This is a genomic window from Chryseobacterium phosphatilyticum (assembly GCF_002899825.2).
GTDB lineage: Bacteria > Bacteroidota > Bacteroidia > Flavobacteriales > Weeksellaceae > Chryseobacterium > Chryseobacterium phosphatilyticum.
Genome location: NZ_PPED02000001.1, coordinates 997,300 through 1,021,994, shown reverse-complemented (window position 1 = coordinate 1,021,994; position 24,695 = coordinate 997,300). Strand labels below are relative to the sequence as shown.

Here is a 24,695-nt window from a genome sequence, read left to right as displayed (position 1 = left end):
TCAATACCAGAGAAAAGGTTATCTGGGTTTTATCGCAATGGCATCGATCTCAAATAACATATCAGGCAATGCGAGCCGGCTTACCGGAATAAGTGTACTTGCAGGTAAATAAGTTGTCTTCCAGACTTTCTTTGCTTCTTCAGCCCATATTCCAAGCTTTTCCTGATTGTGGTCCACAATTAAAAGAGTGATTTTAAGAACATGGTCAAATGTCATAGAATGGCTCTGCAGGACTATTTTTAAATTTTCCAAAGCATCCTTAACCTGTGTTTGAAAGTCGGGAGCTAAGACGTGATGTTCTCCGACACCGCCACTCTGTCCTGATATAAAACACATCTGAAAAGGGGATTCCACTGAAATGCTGTGTGAAAATCCATAGGGACCGGGATTAAACAATTCTTTAGGATTGATAAGCTGAGGATGATTATTATTTTCCATGATCTATTTTTAAGTGTAAAAATGAAGCTTTAAAATAAAGAAAACGTTTACATTTGTTGAAGAAAAGCAGATCGAAATTGTTTATATTGAAGGTTTGGTTTGTTTAAAAAAGAAAAATGCTGTTACGATGAACAGCATTTTACATAATTTACTCTACCAGAATACTTTCAATTCCTTTTTGTAAAGCGGTCTCCTGAACAACGGGAACTGACATCCCTTCTGCACGAACAACCGATATGTTGGTCATTCCCATGAATCCGAGAGTTTTCTTAAGATAGGGAACAACAAAATCATATGCCTGTCTTTCTCCCTCAGAGTAGACCCCACCACTTGAAAAGACCAGATATACTTTTTTATTTTTTACCATTCCTTCCGGTCCGTTTTCAGTGTAACGGAAGGTATGTCCTGCTCTTGCAATATGGTCCAGCCATGATTTCAGAGTAGAAGTGATACTGAAGTTATACAAAGGGGCTTCAATAATGATAATATCAGCCTCATGCAATTCATCAATAACCGTGTCGGAAAGTTTTACAAACTCTGATTGCTCTGCAGTGCGATTTTCGGCCGGGGTGAAAAAGGCGTTGATCTGTGCTTCTTCAAGATGAGGGAAAAGTGGGTTGGCTAAATCTCTTTTTTTGAAAATACTATCCGGATATTTTGCCCTGATTTTTTCAACGACAGCATTTCCTAATTTTTTACTTACTGAAGATTCACCTCGTGGGCTTGAAGTAATATGAAGTACTTGTTTCATTTTTTTATTTTTTAAAATTTTACATTTCAAAATTATTTATATTTACTAATAAAAAGATAGTAGTTACCAAAAGGTTAGTAGTAACATTTAGGTTAGTTATCTGAAAAATAAAGACAATGGAAGAAGAAAAAATACTGTACTCGCAACCTCAATGCAGTACTCATCTTTCTGCTACAGAAGATGCATTGTATGTACTGGGAGGTCGATGGACTTTACGGGTAATGATAGCCATTTTAGGCGGACATAATCGTTTCAATGAGTTACAGAGAACGGTCGATGGAATTTCAGCAAGGGTATTATCAAATGAATTGAAAAAGCTGGAAATGAATCATTTGGTAGAACGGCAAGTGCTTGCCGATCAAAAACCCGTATTGGTAGAATACATTCCTACAGCATATAGCCAGTCATTAAGAGATGTGATTGCTGCATTGGCTGATTGGGGAAGAAAACATAAAAAGAAAATTACAACCTGAAATCAGAGGCTGGTGTTTTATAAAAAACAGCTCATTATTTCTGTATAATGAGCTGGATGTTTATAGAATAAAGTTGTGTTTTATTTCACAAACACTGCTAACCCTTTAGTCCTGGCTTTTATATTCTTTTTTAATCTCAGAAGGAGTGTAATGACGAAATAAAATGTAACAGCCAATCCAATTGTTACAGGAATGAACCAATTTCCAAGAATTTCATAGGGCTGTAAATGTTCGCTCTGAATAAATCCGCCATATTGAAAAATTTCTCCCTTTTTGTAATATAATCCCACATGGTCAGGAGCAAAAATTTTGGCAAAAATGAGTAATATAAATGAAAACAGAAACAAATACAAAATGAAAAATACAAAATAGATGATCCCAAATGAAAAATTGAGGGTCAACGCCTGAAAGACGTGGATTGGATTCAGCGTTCTGGTCGCTTGATTTAGTTTTTTTTCTGCAATCAAAGGCTTTAAAACTTCATGAGGGTTGCCTATTTTGGACAGTGTATTCTTAAGGTTGGAAACAGAATCATTTTCTTCTGCCTGTCTGGATGTGCTTTCAAAGATATGACTGTTTATTTCCATCAGAATGTCTTTTTGATCTTCATCAGAAAGTTTTCTGGTCGCTGATTGAACCTGATGGATATAAGCCTCATATATTTTCTGAGTTTCAGCATTTTTAAACTGTATTTTTTTGAATTCCATATCTTACATGATTTTGAGTATTATAGTTTGTAAGTCAGTCCATTGTTTTTTCATTTCTGAAAGGGTTTTTATTCCTGTACTGGTTAAGAAGTAATACTTCCTGGGAATACCGGTTTCTTGTTCCACCCATTTTGATTCTAACAGTTTTTCTGTTTTTAACCTATTCATTAAGGGGTAGAGGGTACCTTCCGCTATATCTATACTGGTTACGTTCTTAATTTTTTCAATGAGTTCATATCCGTAAAGTTCCTGCTCTTTTAAAACAAGCAAAACGATAAAGGATAAGCTTCCTTTCTTTACCTGTGATTGCCACTTGTCTATAAATTCCTGATTCATTTTTCAAATATACAACAAAATACATTGTTATACTATGTATTTTGTTTTGAGATGGTATTTTTTTGCTGATAATTTTCAGGATCATTGTTTTGTATTGACTTTCAGTATTTTGAAATAATGATTCTTTAATGACGCGAAGTGTAATCATAAAATCAATAAAAATGTATTATATATAAATTAACATAACTTTAAGTTTTTTATGGATTGATAAGTTGTATTATTTCCTCTACTTTATTTATTTTTACTCAAATTAATAATGACAAGATGGTTATATGCGAAGACTTACTCTTTTCTCATGGGGCTCAATTGGTGGAATATAATTCTGCAGATTATATTTTTCAGGAGGGAGCATTTGCTAAATTTTATTTACAGATCAAAAGCGGAACCGTAAAATTAAATACGTTTCTGGAAGATGGAAAAGAGTTTGTTCATGGACTTCCTTTTGATGGGCATTGCATTGGTGAAAGCTATCTTTTTACAGGACATAATTATGCTGTAAATGCGATTGCAGTTACCGATTGTGAAATTGTTAAAATTCCGAAGACTAAATTTTTACCTCTTTTACTGGAAAATCCTGCCCTCATGTTGAAGCTGAATAATTATACTGCAGACCGATTGCATTTCCGGTATATGATTTCCAGTTTTCTTGCAATTTCTGATCCTATTATAAAGCTCAGAAAACTATTTGATCATCTTAAAAAATACTTCGGGTTTGATGAAGTGTATTCATTTCTTATTCCCTATACGAGACAACAGATTGCCACCTTAACCGGCCTTCGGGTGGAAACGGTCATCCGATATGTTAAAAAAATGGAAGAACAAAGGCTTGTTAAGCTCGACAGTACTAAAATTTATTATTAATTCTGTTATCTTCAAAGTAATTCCGGAATAACTGGTGTGCGTTTTCACAAACATACAGTTAGAGTACTCTTTTAAAGGCAACTCAACTATTTTAATACCAGAACAGGAAGGTTGGTGTTCTGATAAATTCCTTCAGAAATACTTCTGCTTGCCATATAATACAGGAAACTATGGCTGCCCGGTAATGCAATAATAAGGTCAGCCCCATTGGCGGATGCAAACGTCAGGATTCCTTTAATCACATTTTCATCATAAGAATAATAAATGCTGCCGGGTAAATCTGTCAGGTGTTGGTGAATATAATCTTCCAGCTCTTTCTTTTTTACAGGATTGATATCAGTTCCTTCCTTTGTATTGATGTTTAGGAATGATAGCCGGAGATCCTGTTTTTCAATCATTGATTTGTGATGAAATAGCCTTTCAAGTTTTTTAATACCATTGATATCGCAGGGAATGACTATGTTTTTGATGCTGCTGTATCTGTAGCTATTAGGTATTATAAGGGTTTTAACAGGGCTTGTTCTTGAAATAGCTATGATATTATCAGAAACAAAGCTTTCAGCAGAGGAAGTAGAATCATCACTTCCTAAAATGATCATTTCAATGGACGGCTGATTTTTCAGGACTTCATTGATACTTCTGGTCAATGCCCAGTCACTCAGTAGTCTTGAAACCTTAATTTCTGCCGAAATTTCTGAAATGACCTTACTGAGCTGGTCAAATCGTAGTTCTGTCCTTTCCAGAAGGCTGTTAACACTTTCTTCATTGACGAATGAGTGGCCTTCTGCAATATGCAGGTAATCAAATTCGGATTCTCCTGCAATCTTTAAAAGGATAATGTTTTGATATTCATAGTGTTTAGCCCATTCTGCGGCGACTTGTACAGCATTTTCTGTAGTGGATGTAAAGTCAATAGGTACAAGAATTGTTCTCATATTATGTGGATTTATAACCCGGTTTATCCAGGTTTGCGGTCATTTTTTTTACTAAAAGAAGAGCCTGGCTGATGTCCTCTTTGTCAAGATCGTCTACAGCCTTTGTATAAAGTTCCAAAGCCCACGGATAAACCTTTTCTACAATTTTTTTCCCCTTTGAAGTCAGGAAAATCTGATTATTCCTCCGATCGTTTTTATAAGCAACCCGTTCTACCAAATCCCGTTTTACCAGACTGTTGATAAGATACGTAATACTTGATTTATCTTTACTCACTTTGTTGGCTATTTCCTGTTGATTGATCCCGTCATTCCTGGAAAGAAGTCCTAGAATTTCTATCAGCTCAACCGAAAGATTCGGATCGTACTCACTCACGCAGGCCTGAATTTTTTGTCGTAAACGACTTTTCATCTCACTCATTGCCCAACCCAGTTCCAGAGCCAGTTCTGATATGGTTTTTTGGTTTTCAGACATATTTTGATAAATAAAACATGAAAAATTTCTGTGATTTATGCTTTCTAACAAATATACGAACAATTAGTTTTAATTAAAACTAATTGTTCGTAAAATACTAAGAATGAATTTTCTATTATGTTTAAAATGTAGATACAAATACAAATATTTAAAAAACAGATAACAATACGTTCATTTTCCTGACTGGTTTAATTCATAGTTTAGTGAAAATTTTTTAAAACTAAAAAACATCTATGAACTACATTTATCACACGATATTTAGAATGCTACCGACCCTTTGTCTTCTATGTCTTTTTTCATGCAGATCAGATCAGTCATTGACAGATGAAGTATTACCTGATACTCAGCGGATCGCAGGACGAAATGTTTCCCCTAACATAAAAGTTCTGACATATAATACCTTTTTGTTACGTGATATCAGTATTTCTTCTACGACGCAATGGTCTCAGCAGGCCAGGGCAGAGAAATTAGGGGAAGCTTCTTTTTTAAAGAACTATGATGTTCTTTTGCTTCAGGAATGCTTCGATAATACGGCGGCCAATAAACTACGACAAAAGCTTCTCTCTTCTTTTCCTTATCAGACTCCGGTTGTAGGCCAGACAAAAAACGGATGGGATAATACTTATGGTGACTGGCGGGAAGCAACTTCCGGAGGATTTGAAAACGGTGGAGTCATGATTGCCAGTAAGTATCCCATAGAAAGAATGGATCAGTATATATTTCCTGCGGGATGTGATTTTGATGCTCTTTCTTTAAAAGGATTTGCTTACGCCAGAATAGTAAAAGACGGAAAGCGTATTCATCTTATCTCAGTTCATACCCAATCTACGCAACCTTCATGTCAGGGAAAAGAGGTAACCATCCGGAAACAGCAGCTGGAGATTATAAAAGCTTATATTGATGGGTTAAAAATCCCTGCCGATGAAATGGTCATCTACGGAGGAGATTTTAATATTATAAAAGATAGTCAGGAATATCCTAAAATGCTACAAACTCTTAATGTTAACCCACCTGTTTATAAAGGGTTATCATCTACCTGGGATACCAAGACCAATACAATGGCTTCTTATCATTATCCTTATCCGGCCAATCAGAGAGAATATCTTGATTACGTTTTTGTTTCCAATGATCATTATGTACCGCCTAGCTGGCAAAATATTGTATTTGATCCGGTGTCTTCAACGCTTATGACTTATGTAAATTTTACTGGAGATAAATACTATTGGACAGATTATTCAGATCATTACCCGGTAGAAGGAAATATATATTCAGACCAGAATACCCCAACCCAAAGTCTGAAATTCAGAAAATATGACCGGGTTTCATTGAAATCCGTATCTACAGGAAAATATGTGAATATGAATCTTTCAAAATCTGATGACTGGTTGACCGTCTCTTCTTTGCAGGCTGATGCAAAAACATGGTTTAATATTATAAACATAGGGAATACAGACAATTATTTTGATTTAAAAGAAGGGCTGGTAAGAGTGGAAAGCAGTGAGCTTATTAATAATTTTTGGTATTGGGATTCAGTGAGCAGTGGAAGCTATTACCTTTATCCGAAACGGGGAAAATCGCTTACCAATCTCAGAATTCAAATCGTAAAGAAAAAGACGGGTAATACTTCTTCCAGTATTGAAGATGGAGATATTGTGGCTTTCAAAGATAAAACTTCAATAGGAAATACGTATTATCTGCAAGTCTATAATAAATCAGGAACAGACTGGATATACCTTAATGGTAAAAGCTTAACACCCGATGTACAGTTTGAGGTAAAAATAAATAATATCAATCCTCAATCGTTTTAGGCTATTATTCAGAATATACAGTACAAAAAATGACAACTTATAGAGGTTGTCATTTTTGTGTGGTATTAAATCCAAAATAATAATATCCAATCATTATATAAAGATATTTATTATTAAGATTTTTGAAGTAAAGATTGGGTTAATATTGAATTGAGCCATGTTACAATATCATCATATACCTGTTCTTTGATATCTTCATTTAATATTTCATGCCTCATTCCTGTATACAGGTTCAGTTGTACATTTTTAAACCCATCTGTCCGGAGGTTATCTACCGTAGATTGTACTCCCTTGCCAAAATCTCCGACAGGATCATCAGCACCACTTACAAACATAAAGGGAAACTCCCTTGAAATAGATTTTGCCCAATCTCTGGATGTTGCTGTTTCCATGAGTGAAAAAAGAGTATAGAATGCATTATTGGTAAATGGAACACCACATAGTTCATCTTGCATAAAAGCTTTTCTGTTCTCTTTATTTACACTCAACCAATTGGTACCATGATCATATTCTTCATTTTTAAAATGACTATTGCTTACTTTACCAAATAAATCAGCGATAAGTTCACTATGGGTATGAGGAGATAAGGAAGTAAGAAAAGAAAGTAATCCTTTCACCGGACCAAGAAGCTGACTTTCACCACCGGTTCCTATAATGACTGCTCCTCTGAAACGAGATGACTGTTTTCTCAACAAACACCTTGTAATAAAAGACCCCATGGAGTGGCCTATTATAAAATGAGGTACTTCCGGATAATCTTTATCTAAAATTGAGGCCATACTTTTGGCTGTATTGATGAGTTGCTTTTCCGGATTATTAATTGCAAAAAATCCCATTTCTTCTTTGCTTTTTGCTGTTTTTCCATGACCCAGATGATCGTAGGTAATCACAGCAAACCCCTGATGCACCAGGTATTTTGCAAAATCTGCATAGCGGCCACTGTGTTCCTGCATCCCATGGAGTATCAGTATAGTGGCCTTGATGTCCGTTGTTTCAGGCTGGTAGTAGGTGTAGTATATTTCCCGGGACTTGCCATCTACACTCTTTTGTAAATAATTTGAAGTTTCTTTCATTTTTTTATTGTTTAGATTATTTTAAAACCAAAATCCGGCGCCCGCAGTGAATCGGCCACCTTCGCTTCCTGTAAAATAAGTAGCCCGTATTGAAAGGGTTTCTAAGGCAATCATCCAGATTCCTCCTCCTACAGACTGGTGCCATTTTCTTGATTCATCACCATCCATCCATACACGTCCATAATCATATCCTCCAAGTATTCCGAAATCTACAGGAGCAACACTATTTTTAACTTTTCCAAAGTTCCATCGGATTTCACTGCTTTGAAACAGGGAAGAACGCCCCAGGAACCGGTAATCTCTAAAAGATCTTAATCCGTTACTTCCTCCTAATTCAGCTCCCTGAAAAAAATCAAAATCCTTGTTGTTGATATACTTTCCCCGTACTTTTGTTGCCAGGACAAAACGTCCGTTATTATCCAGACGGTGGGCGATATTTAAAAGAGCATCATAGGTCATGAAATTTCGTTTTGTATCTTCAAGATTGGTTTTCCAGGCAGCAGAGATAGCGAATCCAAATCCCATAGTAGGAAAGGCCGGATTATCGCTATGGTCGTAGCTGAAAGTATATTTAGCTCCTAAAAATCTTTGGTTGTCCAACACACGAGGATCAATTTGAGAGGATTGTATAATAAAACGTTCAGGAGTATTTTTTACCTTGTAATTTTCATATCCCAGCTGAATGGTGTGTACCAACCCCAGAAAGCTCTTTTTGGATAAAGAAGGGAAGATCTGAAGTTGTTGCATTTTTACTCTGTTATAATCTTTATCTACTACATCTTCATTATTTATAGTTTCATTTCCAAACCCAAAGTAATTCTGAGCAAAATTTGGAGTGGTAAAACGAGCCTTCATATCAAATGTCCATTTTCCAATGGCATTAGGGAAACTCCCATTATAGACCAATTCAACACCGTTTGTTGCAGTGAGATAACTTGCCTTGAAATCATGTTTTGCGGAATATGGATTTCGTTCAAAACCATTCTGTGTATAACTGATAAGAGCTCCTATTTTGGCTCCCTCGTCGGGGTTATAGCTTATACTGGGATATCCTGCCCAAAAATTGTAAGTTGGTTTTGTATAATTATAAGTATTAATTTCATACTCATCTGTTATCTTTTTCGCAGGATGTCCGGTAAGGTTGTAGGTGTTATTTTGAGATTTAAAGTCGTAAAGTTTAATATTCCGTCCGTTAGCAATATTATAAACATCGTTATTCTCGCCACCAATAATTCTTACTTTTATCCCTGAATTTTCAGTTCCTGATACATCAAAAGTATCATTATCATCAAGCCCATATACCCAAATTTCGTTTGTTTTATCTTTTGAATATTCTCGTTGGAAAACAAGTTCATCGCCCTCCTTTTTTACACGGTATTGTACAATATTTACTTTGTTTTTTTCTTTTTTAATGACGAATCTGTCTTCTTTATTGGTGCCGGTCAGAACAACTGTTTTTTGTAAGACTTTATAATAGTCTGTAGCGTATTGTACCATTTTATCTCGTCTTATCTTCAGATCTTTTTGGATAAGCTGTATGGTTTCATCCTGTATTTCTTTAGGTAAATTTCGGAATGCTTCATCAATAAATTGATCTGAAAGATTTTGTTGAATATATTCTGCCTCTTTTTTCCAGTCCTGTTCGGTAGCATTTCTTAAAAATGTAAGGTCAAGAGGATAGGGCTCTCTGTTCATCCATTTTACATCCCTGATGTCTTCTTTAAAAGTCTGCATGTGACGTAATGGCGGAGACAGCATAATAAATTTAAATAAAAAACCATCATATTTACTGAATGCCTGGTCACGATCTTTTGGGATAGGTTTATAGATATAATGGTCGTTTTCTTTATATTCAACCCAACGCCATTGGCCTTCATGCCTGTCCCAATCGCCTAAAAGCATATCGAAAATACGGGCTCTGATATAGCTTTGCTGATCGATGGAATATTTTTCAGATTTATGCAGGTTTTCCATCATGTCTGAAGTATTCATTGTGGTGGTTGCTCCATTGAGTTTTTTAAGATCTGCCTCACTACCTGATAAACGTTCTTCAATTTGGTAAAGTTCATTTCCATATTCGTTGTTAAATTCGCCCAGTTGTTTTTGTTTAGGGATATAATAGAGTAGAGAACTGGAATGGAGAATATTTAATTTTTCTGCAAAATTTTCAATAGCAAAAGGAGTATATGGATGTCCCGTTGTATAAAAATCAAGTAAAAATTTCTCGGCGGAAGTTCCTTTAAAATCTTCTCCCAGACTTGAGTTTTTAAAGGCAACGGCATTAAGAAACCGTATTGCACTTTTTTTCACACCTCTCATGGCATATTCCTGGCCATTTTTAGCAATCAGTCGTAATGAATTGGATTGATGTCCACCGCCGGCACGCTCAGGAGAAAGGCCTCCTTTTAAAGTATCAAGAGTTGCAACTTTAGCCTGAACTGGCATGCTGTAGTATTTTCTATAGTGTTCTCCCCATAACCATGTATAGAACTTTGATTTTTTTGTTAAAGATTCCGGGTAAACAGAAGTCACTACGGTTTGAGGGAATTTTTCAGGATACTTTATTTGAACTGGAGGTTCGGGAGCTTTCTTTAAGACCTCAATATTTGTCAAAAGCTTTTCAGAATTATTTTCAGTGTTATAATAGGATACATTAGCGCTTCTGTCTTTATTGATATTCAAGACAGCATATCCGTTTCCTCCAAAAGAAAAATCCTGTGGATGTGTTGCTTTTGCAGCTCCTTTTTCAGACCCGGCTCCGCTAATAATCTGTCGCACATTTTTTTCTTCCAGATATTGGAGATTATGGTCATGTCCTGATACGAAAATAACATTGTTATTATTTTGAACAATAGATTTGATGCGACTGTTGAGCGCAATATAATGGGCATTATTCAGGTCTTGGGGACTAATGCCTGATGTGGAACGAAATAGATTAATAAGAGTTCCGATTCCCGGTAAAGGAACCTGACTTCCAAGAGGATAAAGCTGGTCTTTCCAGGAAAAATATCCGGCATGTATTCCGTTGCTGATCAATGGATGATGCATAGCAACAACAATGAGGTTGTTTTGACTTTTGTTGATCAGATCTTCAAATTCCTTGAAAAAGTCTTCCCGGGTTTTAACATCACAATCTGCATTGATTTTAGGATCTTTTTCCCAATTTTCCAGAAACCATTGACTGTCAATAGTAATCAATGTGATATTATCCTCCAGTTTTATTTTATCAATTGGGCAGCCATTTTTGGGAAGGAATCCTTTTTTATTATTCTGATATCGGGTAACAACTCTTTCCTGATTTTTTAGCCCTTTAAGACCATGATGCCAGTCATGATTACCGGGAATAACCACTGTGTTTCCTTTATAATTTTTAGTGATATTTAGCTGATCCTCAAGATTTGATTTTGCCTTTTTATATTCGTTATCATTTTTGTCCGGCATACCTTGTGGATAAACGTTGTCACCAAGAAAAAGCAATGTTGAACTGGCTGGGGCTGTATTGAGTATGTTTTGTAATGTTTTTAAAGTATTTTTATTCTTATGATGATCTGTACTTCCTACATTACCGATAAGGAAGAACTGATGAGCCACTTTAGAAGAATCCTGTAGGGGAAGTTCTACTAAAGCTTTTCCTTTTTGTAAATCATAAGTTGCACAAGATTGAAGGATGATTCCAAGAATAGAAATTTTAATGGAAAAGGGGACTGTATTTTTAATATTGAATTGCATAATTTTACAAATTGATAAGGTTGATGTTTTCATTCATTCCTTTAATGGCCTGTTTTTTGAAAATCGTTTTTTTGAACTATTTCAGGAAAAAGCTGGCCATAATGAAACTGAACGCCGAGAGTATAATACCAAACATAAAAACATTATAAGAAATACGTAAACGTCTGTATTTTTTACTCAGGACAATCCCTTGAATATAGATATCCTTAGTCAGCGTTTGATATAAGTAGGGCTCATCTTTCATTACAGAAAGCATCCCCTTATAATATTCGTCAAAAGACATATTATAGTAGTTTCCAAAAAATATGAGATTTACTCTTTTTTCTTCTAAGTCCTTCTGATTAAACTTTCCGGAAGAAAGGTTAGGACGGGTTGCAAGGAGGGAAAAAAATATGGAAAAAATATTGACTGATAAGATAACATAAGTTGGTATGCTGAGGTAGGAACTTTCATCTAATTTTCGTATTAATTGACTAAAAATAATAGACAGGATAATAGAATTGACTGTTATGAGAATCTGAGCTTTTTTATCTGCCATGTCGGACATTTTCTGATTGTTTCCGGAAGCTATTCTGAACAAGGTCTCAACGCCTTTACCAGGTTTTTCTACTTTTTCTTTTTTAGGAGATGAAAGATTTTCCGGTATATTTTGTTGGAGTATTTTTTTTATTTGATTACTATTATTTTCTTTTCCGGGATTGTAGTGAGCCTCAGCATAAGATGTAAAATAAGAGTGAGCAGACATAAGCTTGAGGGTATCAGCCAGCCATTCTTCTTTGGGAATACTTTTTTCTAATATATTCTCCCTTTCTTTATGGAGTTTTTCATTATATTCAAAGAAATTGGGTAAAGAAAAGTGATGTAAGTCGGCATCACATAATATTTTCTCTTCTTCAGTTTGTGGATTTTGAGGCATTTTCGTTGCGAGGATACATCTTTTTACAAAGTCTATCTCCTCATGTGATACATTATTCTTTTTTAAAAAATCTTCTGCAATTTCTGTACTTGCCAATTCATGATTGATTCCCCGGGTTGCCGGATAACCGGTATCGTGAAACCATGCTGCAATCATTAAAAGAGCTTTAGGTCTTTCTTCATACTGATAATAAGCAGCCATTATTTCCGAAGCTGCTACCACAGAAATAGTATGTTGTAAATTGTGGTAGGTAAATTCCTGATGCCGGTTGGAGTCAAAAAAAAGAGTTACCTCAGCTTCAGCCATTGACGAGAGTTCTTTATAATTTATCATTTGTTTGTGTCTTTTATGCTATTTTACGATGGTATTTTGAATAGTCACTCTTATGGCCTTTAACCCGGATACTCCTTGCATATCTTCGAGATCTACATCTTCTATTGAAGGTTCCAGAATTTTATTTTTCTGTAGGTATTCAATATGTTTAAGATAGTCTTCAATATCCTTTTTATTGTAATAAACTATTGCTATTTTCCGGGGTTGTGTAAGTCTTTCACTGGTATTTTTGATTAGGGCTTTATCAATTCTTTTTTTGATAATTTCATACCGCACATTGTATGCACCTTCCACGTCAAATCTTTTTTCGTCATTACGGAAACTAATGGTGATGGTATTAGGCTGTACAAAAATAAGTTGTGTTGTCTGAATTTTTTTAGGCAGAAAATTCTGGCATGACTCTGTTATAATAGCTGTATTGACCATGGATATAAGCTGACGCAGCCGGACATTTCTGAGGTAGACCTCATTAAAAGGCTTGTCAGGAGCTATGGACTGACCAATGTAGATATTAAATTCTACTCCATCTGTACGGTAACGGTCAAAATAATAAGGATAAGAATCTTGTAATTCCTCATTCATTTTGTCCAATATTGAAATAATGTGTGTATTCAGTATCAGAAAGGTTTCTTCTAATGCAGCACTTTGTTTATGAAAGGCTCCATCTTCGGAGAGCTCTTTCAGATAGGGTGCTGTAACATTCTGAACAGTTTCGTCATTAAGACCCATTTGCAGAATAAGCTCCAGTGATTCCACTGTTAAGAAATAGGAGATTTCAGCGTCATCATTAATACTTAAATTATTGTTCTGTATTCTTTTGAGAAAAACTTCTGACTGATAAATCAGCTCGCCCAAAAGATCTACATTTCGGATTTGTTTTAAAGCATTGAGCGTTTGTATTAAGGCGTTGAGTTGAGTGGTATAATCTTCAGTCAAAGCTTTATTACGTTCAATAGTTGAATTCCGGAAATCTATGGCACCATAAATAGGATGAATGCCATCAAAATGGATAGGAATAGGATCGATCTTTCCGCCATCTTTTTGATTTTTTAAATAACGGACTCCGGCATCATGAAACTTCCATTCCACAGCTGGCTGGATGGCTGTAAAGTGGTTTTTAATGGTTTGATTGAGCTCTCCCAAATATTTATTAATAATGGAGATAAAGAGATTTTGAAGGGGAAATGTAAACTCCTTAAAACTTGAAATAACCAAATCGGTCTGGAATCCTGCATTCTCATAAAGGATAATGGATATTCCGATGATTTTTTCCTGATGAAAAAAAGGAAGGACAAAAAGCCCTGAAATAGAAGTGTTTTCAAATGAATACCAGGTCTCTTTATCACTTTTACCATGCCGGACATCCGGATTTTTAATGTAACGTTCAATAAAAGTGGAAAAATCTGAGAATGAAGCTCCAAATTTTGTAAGAAGTCTGGAGAGTACAATATCAAAATCTTTCCAAATATCCGTATTTAGTTTTCCGTCTATTTGTAAAATAGGTAAAAACAGGAGATCGATATCACCTGATCCAATCATGATTTTCATAGCTTCTGTTGCCTGAAGTAGAAAATCGTTTTCAATGTCCTGCGCAACAAAAAGCTTACGAAGTTTCTCTTTCGTTATTTGATAAGTGATATTTTCAATATGAATGAGAGAGAATCCTTTGAATATAAGCTTCTCAAGAGGTACATTTTTTTTTAGGAATTCTAAAACTGACGGTTTAGAAATTACCTCAATATTCATATTGGTAATATCTGGAAATTCTCCCTCTACTTCAACAAAATTATCATTAATATCAAACCTCAGGTATTGGTCAGAGCTATTATTTTCATTAACGCAGATCACAAGTTCTATTTCATCTGAAAAATGGATGTCATAGATCCGCCTGATAATAAAATTATAGGCTAATGTTTCTAATATCTCTTTTTCCGTGAGAACTTTATTTTCCTGCCAATGTATAATCTTCACTTTTTTTGAGGACTGGATAGACTTTAATTGCTTTGAAATAGCAGATGTTCCAAATATAAAATCATATGAAAACGGAACGGAAATGCCCCAGGAGAAGCTGTTTTCATCTACCAGAGTTGCATTCATTAATTGGTATACCAGAGAATAAAGATCTTCATATTGAGGAATTTCTTCATAAGAAATAGTATATTCTCCATCAGGAAAATATTTGTTAACCTTTTCTATTGAACTTTTGATGACCTTTTTGAGGGTACTGTCCCTGTTGGCACAGTCTTTCAGATATTGCAAAAAAGGACCAAAAGATAAATCAACAGAACTTTCTTGGATAATGTTAGAAATAGCTTTGTTTAAAATCATTGTAAAAGGTCTTTAGGAATAGTTGGTATTGAACATGTGATCTGTTATCTGTTTCGGTTTTTAAAAAAAACATAATTTGAGATACCTGCTGAATGGCTGGTCTATTCAGTGAAATTTTGTTGAATATGATCATAAATATCATATTGTGAACGGATCATAAGGCTATTGGAAGGAACCACCGGTTTATTATCCATCTCCAGGTTAATTTCTGTTGCTTTCACATTGTCTTTTAATTGAAGTCTTATAATTTCCATGATTTCATATTTTAATTGAGGTGAATAAACAGGACATAAAACTTCAATTCTTTCATACATACTCCGGTTCATAATATCTGAAGAGCCAATAAGAATATGATCATCTCCCGCATTTCTAAAGATGAAAATTCTGCCATGCTCCAGATAACGGTCTACAATTCTGATGACCTTTATATTCTGACTTTGCCCCGGAATAGCAGGAACGAGGCAACAAATGCCCCTGACAATAAGTTCAACTTTCACTCCTGCTTGTGAGGCTTCGTATAGTTTGCTTATAATAACAACTTCTTCAAGGTTGTTTACTTTGATAATAATTCCGGAAGGTTTACCCATCTTATGATTTTGAATTTCTTTGTCAATCATTTCCAGAATGCAAGACATCAGATTAAATTGTCCTACTGCGAGATGATTAAAGGTTAATTCATCACTGCTTAGAGGTTTTCGTTTCTTTATTAAAAAATTAAAAAAGGTTTCCATTTCACCTGAAATATCAGGATTAGCTGTAAAAAGAATATGATCGGTATAATAACGAGCTGTAGATTCATTAAAATTTCCGGTGGAAATAAGGGCATATTTCTCTTTATTTTTTTTAACCAATGCTACTTTTGCATGTACCTTTAGTTTAGGAATGCTGGTAATAATATGTACTCCCGCATTTTTCATTTTCCATAACCATTTAAGATTGTTTTCTTCATCAAACCTTGCCTTAAGTTCTATAAATACAGTTACCTTTTTTCCTAATTTAGCGGCAATCATAAGAGCCTCAATAATCGCAGAATCCTTGGCTGTTCTGTAAATAGTAATATACATTTCGGTTACTTTTTCATCCGTGGCTGCCTCCATAAAAAAATCAATGACTTTATCATAAGATTCATAAGGAGTATGGATCATCAAATCTTGTTCATTGATAAGATCAAATACAGAAGTTTGGTCCGGATGTCTTTCAATACTCCTCATTGGGGGATAAAAAGCTTCTTTATCTTCGGTTGAAATCATATTCAAATCCTTCAAATGATGATAAGCACTTCCGGGTACTGCATCCCTAAGAGGAATATTGAGTTGACTCAATAGTTTTTGAAGCTTTTTTATAGGCATATCTTTTTCATACAAAAATCTTGTTGTTTTTCCCTTTTCCCTATTTTTAAGGTAGATCTCGAGGTTTTCCAAAAGGTCTTCTTCCTTCTCAAAATTGATATTGGCATCACGGGTAACTTTAAAATTCCATATGTTAACTGCTGTATTTGAAAAGTATATTTCCGGTAGGAACGTTTTTAAAATATCATCAATAAAAACTACATACCTGCAATTATTTCGCTCTGTTTCATAGAACCTTGGGAATTTGTGGTCAGGGATTTTAAGTATATACATCTCTTCCTTACCATCTTCCAAAGTGATAAAAATTATTTGATATAAAGAGTTGCTCTTAATCAGGAAATTATCCTTAAGTGGAAGCGGATATAGTTCTATTGCCGGAGCCAAACTATTGGTGAAATACTGGATGAGCCTACCTTTCATAAAGATAGGGATGGGCTTGTTATAAATAAGGTCAATATTATTCTTTTGAAGCTGTGGCAGAATTTTGTTAAATAATATCGTTCCAAAAAATTCCTGTTGTTTTATGATTTCTTTATGAATGTCTTTTAATAATGTTTTGTCCTTTCCAACCAGTAATTTGGGAATTCTTACTTTGTAAAATTCGTCAAGATTGGAAGAAAAAATAGAAAGAAAATTAAGCCGTTCCATTAAAGGAACAGTATCCTTTTCTGCTTCAGATAGTACTCTGGCATTAAAGGATAGCCAACTCAGATCTCTGTCTATGAATAAAGGCGCAATAGTTTTCATATATCCGTAATTTGATCAGATATTTATTATAAGGTGATTGGGTTAACGTAGTATTGATACTCTTAGATATTTTGCAACAATAATCATAAGAGATAAAGATTGCTTAATTATTTTAATTCTGTTTTGAGTATTAAAAGTATTTATATAGCTATAATTTGGTGTCATAGGATTAATATTTAAAGATTCTACTTTTTTTAGAATTAATATTAACAGAACCTGTTGTACATCTTCGTAATGAAAAAAGACGTTATTTAAGATTAATAAGTGCAAAACCGTTATTGTGAAACGAACTGAATAGACTTAAAGTTATGTGATAACTCAGCTAAATACGAGATGTACAACGGGTATTGGCACTTTATCAAAACCACATGCCAACCTACAGGTTCTGTAATATTTCCGAATAATAAGCAATTACCGGAAAATAAAGGTGTATCTATATATTTATATTTTTTAGTTTTTTTATAGTAAATATTACAGAGCTTGTTGTACATTTTTTTATAAATTATGAAAAAAATAAGGGGATTTTTATTATGTCCAGATATATATTCATCCCCTTGTTTTGAAATAGAAATAAATGGGATTGATATCTATTATTACTCAACTGACAGAGAATGTGCAACGCTTTATCTCTTACCCTCAGCTTGGCAAAGCCGATTGTCATTTGATAAGGCTCTGTAATATTTGAATGATGAGCCAATTAAGGCTTTTTTACTTATATGAATTAATTATCCCACTTAGGCTGCGAAGATCGTAAGGGCTCTAGCAGGTATTTATATTTTCCTGGTGTTTTAGTCATATCTACCTGCTCTGCAACGCCTTTATAAAATCCCATTGGAGTTTGCTCTTCAATAAAGTCCGGAAGAACATAGGCATGTTCATCATCTGAGTTCGCCTTCTCATATGCAAATTTTTGATCAAAAATTCCCATTCCCAATTGCCATGCAACGGTTCTGCTTAAAGAGACACTCACTTTATAAGATCCTCCTTCTGTAGCCCGAAGTTTCAGTGCTTGTAAAATTCCTACTACAGCAAGCCATGCTGCCATATAATCGTTGATAACGGCAATTTGAGGAGTAGGGTGTGGGTGATCTGTTTTTTTGTATGTTCCCCCCAGACTTTCCAACCAATAGGGACCTGCAAGAGCTCCTGCAGAAACATCAAAACCAACCCTGTCACTTCCCGGCCCTTCTTCACTGTTGAAATATACCGTTGCAGTAATTAATCCCGGATGTTTTTTTCCCAGTTCTCTAAGATTTAATCCTTTTCTGTTTAAAAATCCACTTCTTCTATTGGAAAAGAAAATATCTGCTGTAGATAAAAGTTCCTGAAAAGCTTTATCATCTTCTTCATTTTTATCAAAATCCAGACAAGTAGAACGCATGCCCACATTGGAAGTAAAATGGAATAATTCATGTTCATAATCACCATAACGCCAAACATTAAGTACATCTGCGCCATGAAGAGCCAAAGCTCTGCCTATTCCACAACCAGCAATAACATGTCCAAGTCCTAGAGCTTTGATGCCACTCAAGGCGTCATCACCTCCTTTAGGTAAGGGAATGGGATCAGAATCTGCTACTTTTTCAATTTTGATAAGAGGAAGGTGTTTGGCAACCTGTTGAAACATGTCGAGCTTCATAAACTCTTCGGGAGATCTCAGTATATATAACGGTATTCCTGCTTTGCCTCCTGCTTCTTCAAGATCGGCAGCATTCCATTGTAGAACAGCCTCTCTAATTTTTTCTTCAGTAAATATACAGTTTAACATTTTGCATGCAGCAAGTCTTAATGTTGGGTAAAGACAGGTAAACTGAATCCATTTATCGTCTTTTGTTTTATAGAATATATTAGGCGCTAATCCGGTGCCCAATTCTGAATTTGCATTTCCCGGTTTGCCATTTACCTGTTCGAGAGTTCCTTCAAAAAAACTGGCAAATCTTCTCAATGCTTTTCTCAAATCCACATGAATATCCTGTGTTTCACCTGTTTTAAGTCTCCATATATCTGCAATCTGAGCCGCTTTTGCGGCAAGAGTAACTGCCGATTGAGCGCCATAGCGTAGAACACTTGGAATAATAGGGTCTTTGCCATAAAAAGTAAGATTCCCTCCAAAATCTTTCAATGAGGCACCTACAGTGTTGAGTATATATTCAGTTTCCGCATGAAGATCAAATTCATCTGTGGTTAATCTATTGTCAAGATTATTATGAATTATTTTTTCTAAATCTACTTTAATACTATTTTGATCCATTTTTATATTTTTTATTCTTAAAAAAATTATTTCATTTTTGAAAAAGTATTCATTAATGCAATCTGATGTTCATCTCGTTCTTCTGCTAATTGTACAAGACTTTTGTTCCCGTAGTGTTCTTTCACCTGGCTGTCGAGTAGCTGAGTAGTTTTTTCATCATAAGTAACGGGTTTAGACATTTCATCTTTCCAGATAAGTTCCATACCTGGCCCAAGGTGATGTAAGAAGAATGGGAAACCTCCATCTCCACCACCTAGATGGAATGAAACGAATGGTCCTCCAACTGCCCATCGAATTCCAAGCGAAGCAGTCATGATATCGTCCAGTTCTTTTACATTTACAACACCGTCTGCAACCAATGATACACATTCTCTGAAAATGGCAGCCTGTAACCTGTTGGCAACAAACCCCGGAGTTTCTTTATGAAGCAATACGGGGACTTTTCCTAATGAGTGATAAAAATCCATAGCTGCAGCAACTCCTGCGTCATTGTCTTTGGCTAATATTTCGACAAGAGGAATCAAATGTGGCGGATTAAACGGGTGGCCAATTAACAAGCGGGATGAGTTTTTCATTTTTGTACCCTGTTGTGAAATGGTTATTCCTGAACTCGAAGAAAGAAATAAACAATGTTCCGGTGAATTGGCTTCAATAAGTTGCCATAAATCTTGTTTAAAAGCAGGGTTTTCTGGACCATTTTCCTGTACATAGTCTGAACCCTGAACTGCACTGGCAGTATCAGCTATATAGCTTAAGTTATTTTTATAATCCGAGTCAATAGTATAGCCCAATTTTTTCAGATCAGCAATATTACCGTCTAATTTGCCATTAAAATAGTCCTGAATATCCGGCTTTGGGTCACTTATAACTACTTTCATCCCTTGTGCAAGAAATAGTGACGCCCAGGATGCTCCAATTAAGCCTCCTCCGATTACGGTAATTTTTTTACCCTTTAAATTTAATTTTTGAGGTTGTTTTTTCATTTTTTTTGTATTTGGATTATTAATGAAATGATTATATTTGTCTGTCAAATGTTGTGATAAAATGATTTTATTGATGAAAGAGCTTTGATTTGAAAAACGCTCCAGAATCTTTTTTTTGATCAGTGTTTTATACAAAATTATACTGGATCAGGGTACTTTTTATTATCTCAATTTCTCTTTTTATTGTTCTATCTTCTTCTTTTGGTGATTTATGAATCACTTTGTGAGTGGTAATTAGTCCAAGATATTTTTTAACCCCAGCTTATATCTGTATTGCAAAGGCGATATTCCTACCTGTCTTTTAAAAAACTTACTAAATGATTGTAGATCAGCAAAAGGGAAGGAGTTTGCTATTTCACTAATAGAAAGTTTGTTTTTCTTCAGCTGTACTTTTGCGATAGAAGCAATAGCATCATTGATAAAGTAGCCCGGTGCTTTACCAGTAGTCGTTTTGATAATCTTAATAAGGTGTTTGGGTGATACAAAAAGAGAATCAGCGTAAAACTGAAGATTTTTTTCCCTGAGACAATTTTCAAAAACCATTTTCTTAAAATTTTCTGTAAAGACAACGCTGCGCGTATGTACCTGCAGGGCATCGATTTTTAATTCCTTATAAAATATAATTGCTGATTCAAAAACATAGGAAATGATTAAATTTCTAATGACTTCAATATGTAGGTTAGAATTTATCTTGTCGCGTCTGGTAAGAAGAGAAGTATAAAGTTCCATGATCTTGTTCATATCTTCTTCATTCAGTTTAATGTGGTTTTGGAAATGAATCGAAAAATGATTAAATGATTCTAAAAAAAAATAATTATTTGAGCTGTTAACAAGAAAATCTTTTGTAAACAGAATAATTCTTGTTTTGCAGTCTTCGCTTTGTGATATTCTTTGGAGCGTATGGCTTGGCCCTACTGCAAAAAAGGTATTTTTACCAATTCTGATAACTTCATCATTTACTTTGATATCCAACCAGCCATCGGTTCCTAAAATTAGGGCATAAAAGTCTGGTCTGAAAACGGGTTTGTTTTGAGGTTCATTAGTCACATTATCTGAAGAAATATAATAGTCTTCAAAACTCCAATTATCATCATCAATATCTTTTACCATTTCAGATATTTTACATATCGGAATTTCTTTATTCTGTTCCATGTATTTAGAAATATTGATCATACTTGTTGAACTTGTATAGTGGTCAGTACTGGACTGATTGTTATCAGGCTTATGAATTTGTATTATCATAAAAGAGCCTGTTTTTTGAAAATCTGACTACTGTATTTCTGAAAGCATTTAAGAATGTTGATTTCAAAAATATAAGTCATTCATACTTACAAGATTTTGCTTTCTGATTTACTAAATCAGTGTTTTTGCTGAGATCTTAATTTTTTCCTTCCGTTATATTTTTTAAAATAACAGGTAGGGATTGGAATCGAATAAATATACACTCTTGTTTTGCGGTTGATTGAAGGATCTTATGTTATCTAGTTTTATATAAAGTGTAATATTCAGTTATAGTATTGGAATAAGATAAAAAACGGTAAGCACTATTATCATAGAACAACTTTTATTGACATATATCTCAGGTTATAACACACAAGGAGGCTATATGTTTGCTATATTATTTTTTATTTTAACAAGGATAAAAGTAAAAAGTATTCTATAATCTTGTAGATTTTTGGTTGAGTTATTAATAGTATGTAGTATTTGTGTAGGGTATTACAATATATATAATATTAATCTGTATAGAAATGGTATATGATACAGCGCAATCGTTGTATTATCTATTTATAGGTGCGAAAAGAAATCTTGTTTACCAGAATTTCTTTTTACTAAATCCATATACTAAATAGGCAAAAGAAGGCATGATAAAAATACCTCCTAAAAGCAAAGCAGTACCTAAATAATTAATAGATTTTTCATTACCACTTGTTAATAATGATAGCCCTTCGTTACCTTTGAGTCTTATTATAGTTGGATAGAGGGTATATGTGATGGCAATAAATAATAATGTGATTTGACCACCAGCAATAATTCTTAGAAAATACGTGTCTTTTTTCAACAATAGGTACCACATCCAGATAAGAGATAATAAGCAAAGTATAAGACACGTTAAACTTACAGAATTTCCTAAAAGCCATTCTGAGAGAGGAATATTATTATTGTGGGCAACTATAAATACTGCGATAGCCAATAGGATACATATGATATTCATTTGTTTAGCTTTAAGAATAGCATAATTCTTTTCTTCGATATTGTCTCCGGTTTCTCTGATAATAAATATAGAAGCAATAAAACCAAATACAGCGATGGTATAAAAACCTGTCAAAACGGGAAATGGGCTTAGCCAGGGATGTACATATGAATCCATAAAATTGGTAGCATGGATATCTATCCTTCCGGAGATTATACTTCCGGCAATAATCCCAAGAAATAAAGGAGTGACCAGACAGGAGTATACATAGACCTTCGAATATAGCTTTTGCATATTGTCCTGTATGGAGTCATAATGTCTGAATCCAAATGAAGTACCTCTTGCAATAATTCCAAATAATAAAATTATTAATGGAATATAAAGATAAGTAGAAGCTATCGTATATATATCCGGGAATCCTACAAATAATATAACGACAATCAGAATGAGCCACATATGATTTGCTTCCCAAATTGGTCCCATTGCCTGATACATTATTTTACCCACTCGGCTTTTAGCTCTTTTTCTGGAGAAAAATTCTACAATTCCGGCGCCAAAATCTGCCCCCCCCATAATGACATAAAGAAGGGTGCTTATCCATAGAAATGCTAATACTATATAAAACATGAGTTTTTAATTTAAAAGATTAATAAATGAAGTTTTAATGGGCATCTATTTCTGCATCACCAATATCGTATAGCTTGTCTACCATTTTTACCTGGCGGTAAAGCAAATAGGCTACTGTAATTCCTAAAAGTATATAGATCCCTGAAAATAGATAAAAGGAATAAACAAGTCCTAGTATAGGATTCACTGCATCTTTTGTCTTCATAATTCCGTACATGATCCATGGTTGTCGTCCTACTTCTGTGACCGTCCACCCTGCTTCCAGAGCAATAAAGCCAGCAGGTATAGCAAGAACAAATAATCTTAACAGCCATGTTTGGGTAAGCCATCTTTTTTTTCTCCAATTGGCAAATAGATAAAGCGCTCCAATACCCATCATAAATGTTCCCAAGCCTACCATTATTTGAAAAGCAAAATGGGTCACTACAACCGGGGGGCGCTCATCTTTTGGAAAAGCATCTAAACCTGTTACTTTAGCATTAAGATCCGAGAAAGCAAGAAAACTAAGGCCTCCCGGTATTTTAATGGCATATTTTACTGTTTCATTTTTTTCGTCAGGGATACCTCCAACAATTAAGGGAACCTTATTTTCCGTTTTAAAGTGGGCTTCCATTGCAGCAAGCTTTGCGGGTTGTCTTTTTGCAACATCTTTTGCAGACTGGTCACCACTTAGAGGTTGTAATAATGCAGCTACAGAAGCAAAGATGGCTGCAATGCGAAATGCTTTGGTATGGAATTCTACATTTTTTCTTTTTAAAATCATCAAAGCATGAACTCCGGCTACCGCAAATCCGGTGGAACAAATTGCTGCAAGTACCATATGCAGGGCCTGTAATGGCCATGCTTTATTAAACATTGCAGCTACTGGGTCAACATTTAAAAATTGTCCATTGATATAATCAAAACCTTCAGGACTATTCATCCACGCATTGGCAGCAACTACCAATATTCCTGAAGCCATTCCGCTTACTCCTACTACAACACCTGTAAACCAATGAAACCACTTGTTAAATACTTTGGCTCCATATAAATAAAAACCTAAAGCAATGGCTTCTATAAAGAAAAAGGTACCTTCCATTGAAAAAGGCATTCCGAAAATAGGACCGGCATGTTTCATAAACTTTGGCCACAATAGTCCTAATTCAAAAGAAAGTACTGTACCGGATACGGCTCCTGTAATGAAGAGAATGGCAACTCCTCTTGCCCAAGCTCTTGTAATATTTTTGTAAACTACATTTCCTGTTTTTAAGTATCGAAAATGAGATATAGCCATGAAAAAGGGCATTACCATTGCAATACAAGAAAATATGATGTGAAACCCCAAAGTGAAGGCCATCTGAGAACGTGCGGCCATTAGATCATCCATAAGAAAAGTGTTTAGTAATTA

The 24,695-nt window shown here is 34.7% G+C and carries 19 protein-coding genes; 3 read left to right on the top strand and 16 right to left on the bottom strand.

The window, feature by feature from the left end:
• Positions 1 to 18 precede the first annotated feature (18 nt).
• Together C1631_RS04630 and C1631_RS04625 are read right to left on the bottom strand one after the other, a co-directional pair.
• Positions 19 to 438 carry a RidA family protein gene (locus tag C1631_RS04630; protein WP_103249802.1) on the bottom strand — a complete coding sequence of 140 codons (420 nt, stop codon included), beginning with the start codon at positions 436 to 438 and terminating at the stop codon, positions 19 to 21.
• Positions 439 to 586: 148 nt separating this feature from the next.
• The gene (locus C1631_RS04625; RefSeq protein ID WP_109710768.1) at positions 587 to 1,189 is read right to left on the bottom strand and encodes an FMN-dependent NADH-azoreductase; all 603 of its coding nucleotides are present in this window, start codon (positions 1,187 to 1,189) and stop codon (positions 587 to 589) included.
• Between the two features lie 116 nt (positions 1,190 to 1,305).
• On the opposite strand from C1631_RS04625, the gene C1631_RS04620 reads away from it, so the two are divergent.
• Positions 1,306 to 1,662 (top strand): winged helix-turn-helix transcriptional regulator, encoded by a 357-nt coding sequence (locus C1631_RS04620; protein ID WP_109710766.1) that lies wholly within the window; start codon positions 1,306 to 1,308, stop codon positions 1,660 to 1,662.
• A gap of 80 nt (positions 1,663 to 1,742) precedes the next feature.
• On the opposite strand, the gene C1631_RS04615 is transcribed toward C1631_RS04620, so the two are convergent.
• Positions 1,743 to 2,369, bottom strand: a complete 627-nt coding sequence (locus C1631_RS04615; RefSeq protein ID WP_109710765.1) for an HAAS signaling domain-containing protein — start codon at positions 2,367 to 2,369, stop codon at positions 1,743 to 1,745.
• Positions 2,370 to 2,372: 3 nt separating this feature from the next.
• A complete protein-coding gene (locus tag C1631_RS04610) occupies positions 2,373 to 2,705 on the bottom strand; it encodes a PadR family transcriptional regulator (RefSeq protein ID WP_103250333.1) in 333 nt (110 codons plus the stop codon).
• A 264-nt stretch (positions 2,706 to 2,969) separates the two neighbouring features.
• On the opposite strand from C1631_RS04610, the gene C1631_RS04605 reads away from it, so the two are divergent.
• A complete protein-coding gene (locus C1631_RS04605) occupies positions 2,970 to 3,566 on the top strand; it encodes a Crp/Fnr family transcriptional regulator (RefSeq protein ID WP_109710763.1) in 597 nt (198 codons plus the stop codon).
• A gap of 86 nt (positions 3,567 to 3,652) precedes the next feature.
• Here the strand turns inward: C1631_RS04605 and C1631_RS04600 are convergent, their stop codons facing one another.
• Entirely contained in the window at positions 3,653 to 4,501 is an 849-nt protein-coding gene (locus C1631_RS04600) for a universal stress protein (RefSeq protein WP_109710761.1), read from the bottom strand.
• A gap of 1 nt (position 4,502) precedes the next feature.
• On the bottom strand, positions 4,503 to 4,973 hold the full coding sequence (locus C1631_RS04595; RefSeq protein WP_103249566.1) for a MarR family winged helix-turn-helix transcriptional regulator: 471 nt from the start codon (positions 4,971 to 4,973) through the stop codon (positions 4,503 to 4,505).
• Positions 4,974 to 5,206: 233 nt separating this feature from the next.
• Between C1631_RS04595 and sph the strand changes: the two genes are divergently transcribed.
• A complete protein-coding gene (sph, locus tag C1631_RS04590; RefSeq protein WP_109710759.1) occupies positions 5,207 to 6,781 on the top strand; it encodes a sphingomyelin phosphodiesterase in 1,575 nt (524 codons plus the stop codon).
• Between the two features lie 113 nt (positions 6,782 to 6,894).
• Here sph and C1631_RS04585 read toward each other — a convergent pair whose 3' ends face one another.
• The 10 genes from C1631_RS04585 to C1631_RS04540 form a co-directional block, all read right to left on the bottom strand.
• On the bottom strand, positions 6,895 to 7,854 hold the full coding sequence (locus tag C1631_RS04585) for an alpha/beta fold hydrolase (protein ID WP_109710758.1): 960 nt from the start codon (positions 7,852 to 7,854) through the stop codon (positions 6,895 to 6,897).
• 21 nt (positions 7,855 to 7,875) lie between these two features.
• Positions 7,876 to 11,583 (bottom strand): metallophosphoesterase, encoded by a 3,708-nt coding sequence (locus C1631_RS04580; RefSeq protein WP_109710756.1) that lies wholly within the window; start codon positions 11,581 to 11,583, stop codon positions 7,876 to 7,878.
• Between the two features lie 76 nt (positions 11,584 to 11,659).
• On the bottom strand, positions 11,660 to 12,832 hold the full coding sequence (locus tag C1631_RS04575) for a Pycsar system effector family protein (RefSeq protein WP_109710755.1): 1,173 nt from the start codon (positions 12,830 to 12,832) through the stop codon (positions 11,660 to 11,662).
• 18 nt (positions 12,833 to 12,850) lie between these two features.
• Entirely contained in the window at positions 12,851 to 15,160 is a 2,310-nt protein-coding gene (locus C1631_RS04570; protein ID WP_109710753.1) for a hypothetical protein, read from the bottom strand.
• 101 nt (positions 15,161 to 15,261) lie between these two features.
• Positions 15,262 to 17,256 carry a polyphosphate kinase 1 gene (gene ppk1 / locus C1631_RS04565; protein ID WP_109710751.1) on the bottom strand — a complete coding sequence of 665 codons (1,995 nt, stop codon included), beginning with the start codon at positions 17,254 to 17,256 and terminating at the stop codon, positions 15,262 to 15,264.
• A 721-nt stretch (positions 17,257 to 17,977) separates the two neighbouring features.
• On the bottom strand, positions 17,978 to 19,507 hold the full coding sequence (locus C1631_RS04560) for a CoA transferase (RefSeq protein ID WP_109710749.1): 1,530 nt from the start codon (positions 19,505 to 19,507) through the stop codon (positions 17,978 to 17,980).
• A gap of 26 nt (positions 19,508 to 19,533) precedes the next feature.
• Positions 19,534 to 20,490 carry a 3-hydroxyacyl-CoA dehydrogenase NAD-binding domain-containing protein gene (locus tag C1631_RS04555; RefSeq protein WP_109711465.1) on the bottom strand — a complete coding sequence of 319 codons (957 nt, stop codon included), beginning with the start codon at positions 20,488 to 20,490 and terminating at the stop codon, positions 19,534 to 19,536.
• A gap of 234 nt (positions 20,491 to 20,724) precedes the next feature.
• Positions 20,725 to 21,732, bottom strand: a complete 1,008-nt coding sequence (locus C1631_RS04550) for a helix-turn-helix domain-containing protein (RefSeq protein ID WP_109710747.1) — start codon at positions 21,730 to 21,732, stop codon at positions 20,725 to 20,727.
• A 568-nt stretch (positions 21,733 to 22,300) separates the two neighbouring features.
• Positions 22,301 to 23,308, bottom strand: coding sequence for a cytochrome d ubiquinol oxidase subunit II (locus C1631_RS04545; RefSeq protein ID WP_109710745.1), 1,008 nt, complete (start codon positions 23,306 to 23,308; stop codon positions 22,301 to 22,303).
• A gap of 34 nt (positions 23,309 to 23,342) precedes the next feature.
• On the bottom strand, positions 23,343 to 24,674 hold the full coding sequence (locus tag C1631_RS04540) for a cytochrome ubiquinol oxidase subunit I (protein WP_109710743.1): 1,332 nt from the start codon (positions 24,672 to 24,674) through the stop codon (positions 23,343 to 23,345).
• Positions 24,675 to 24,695: the final 21 nt, after the last annotated feature.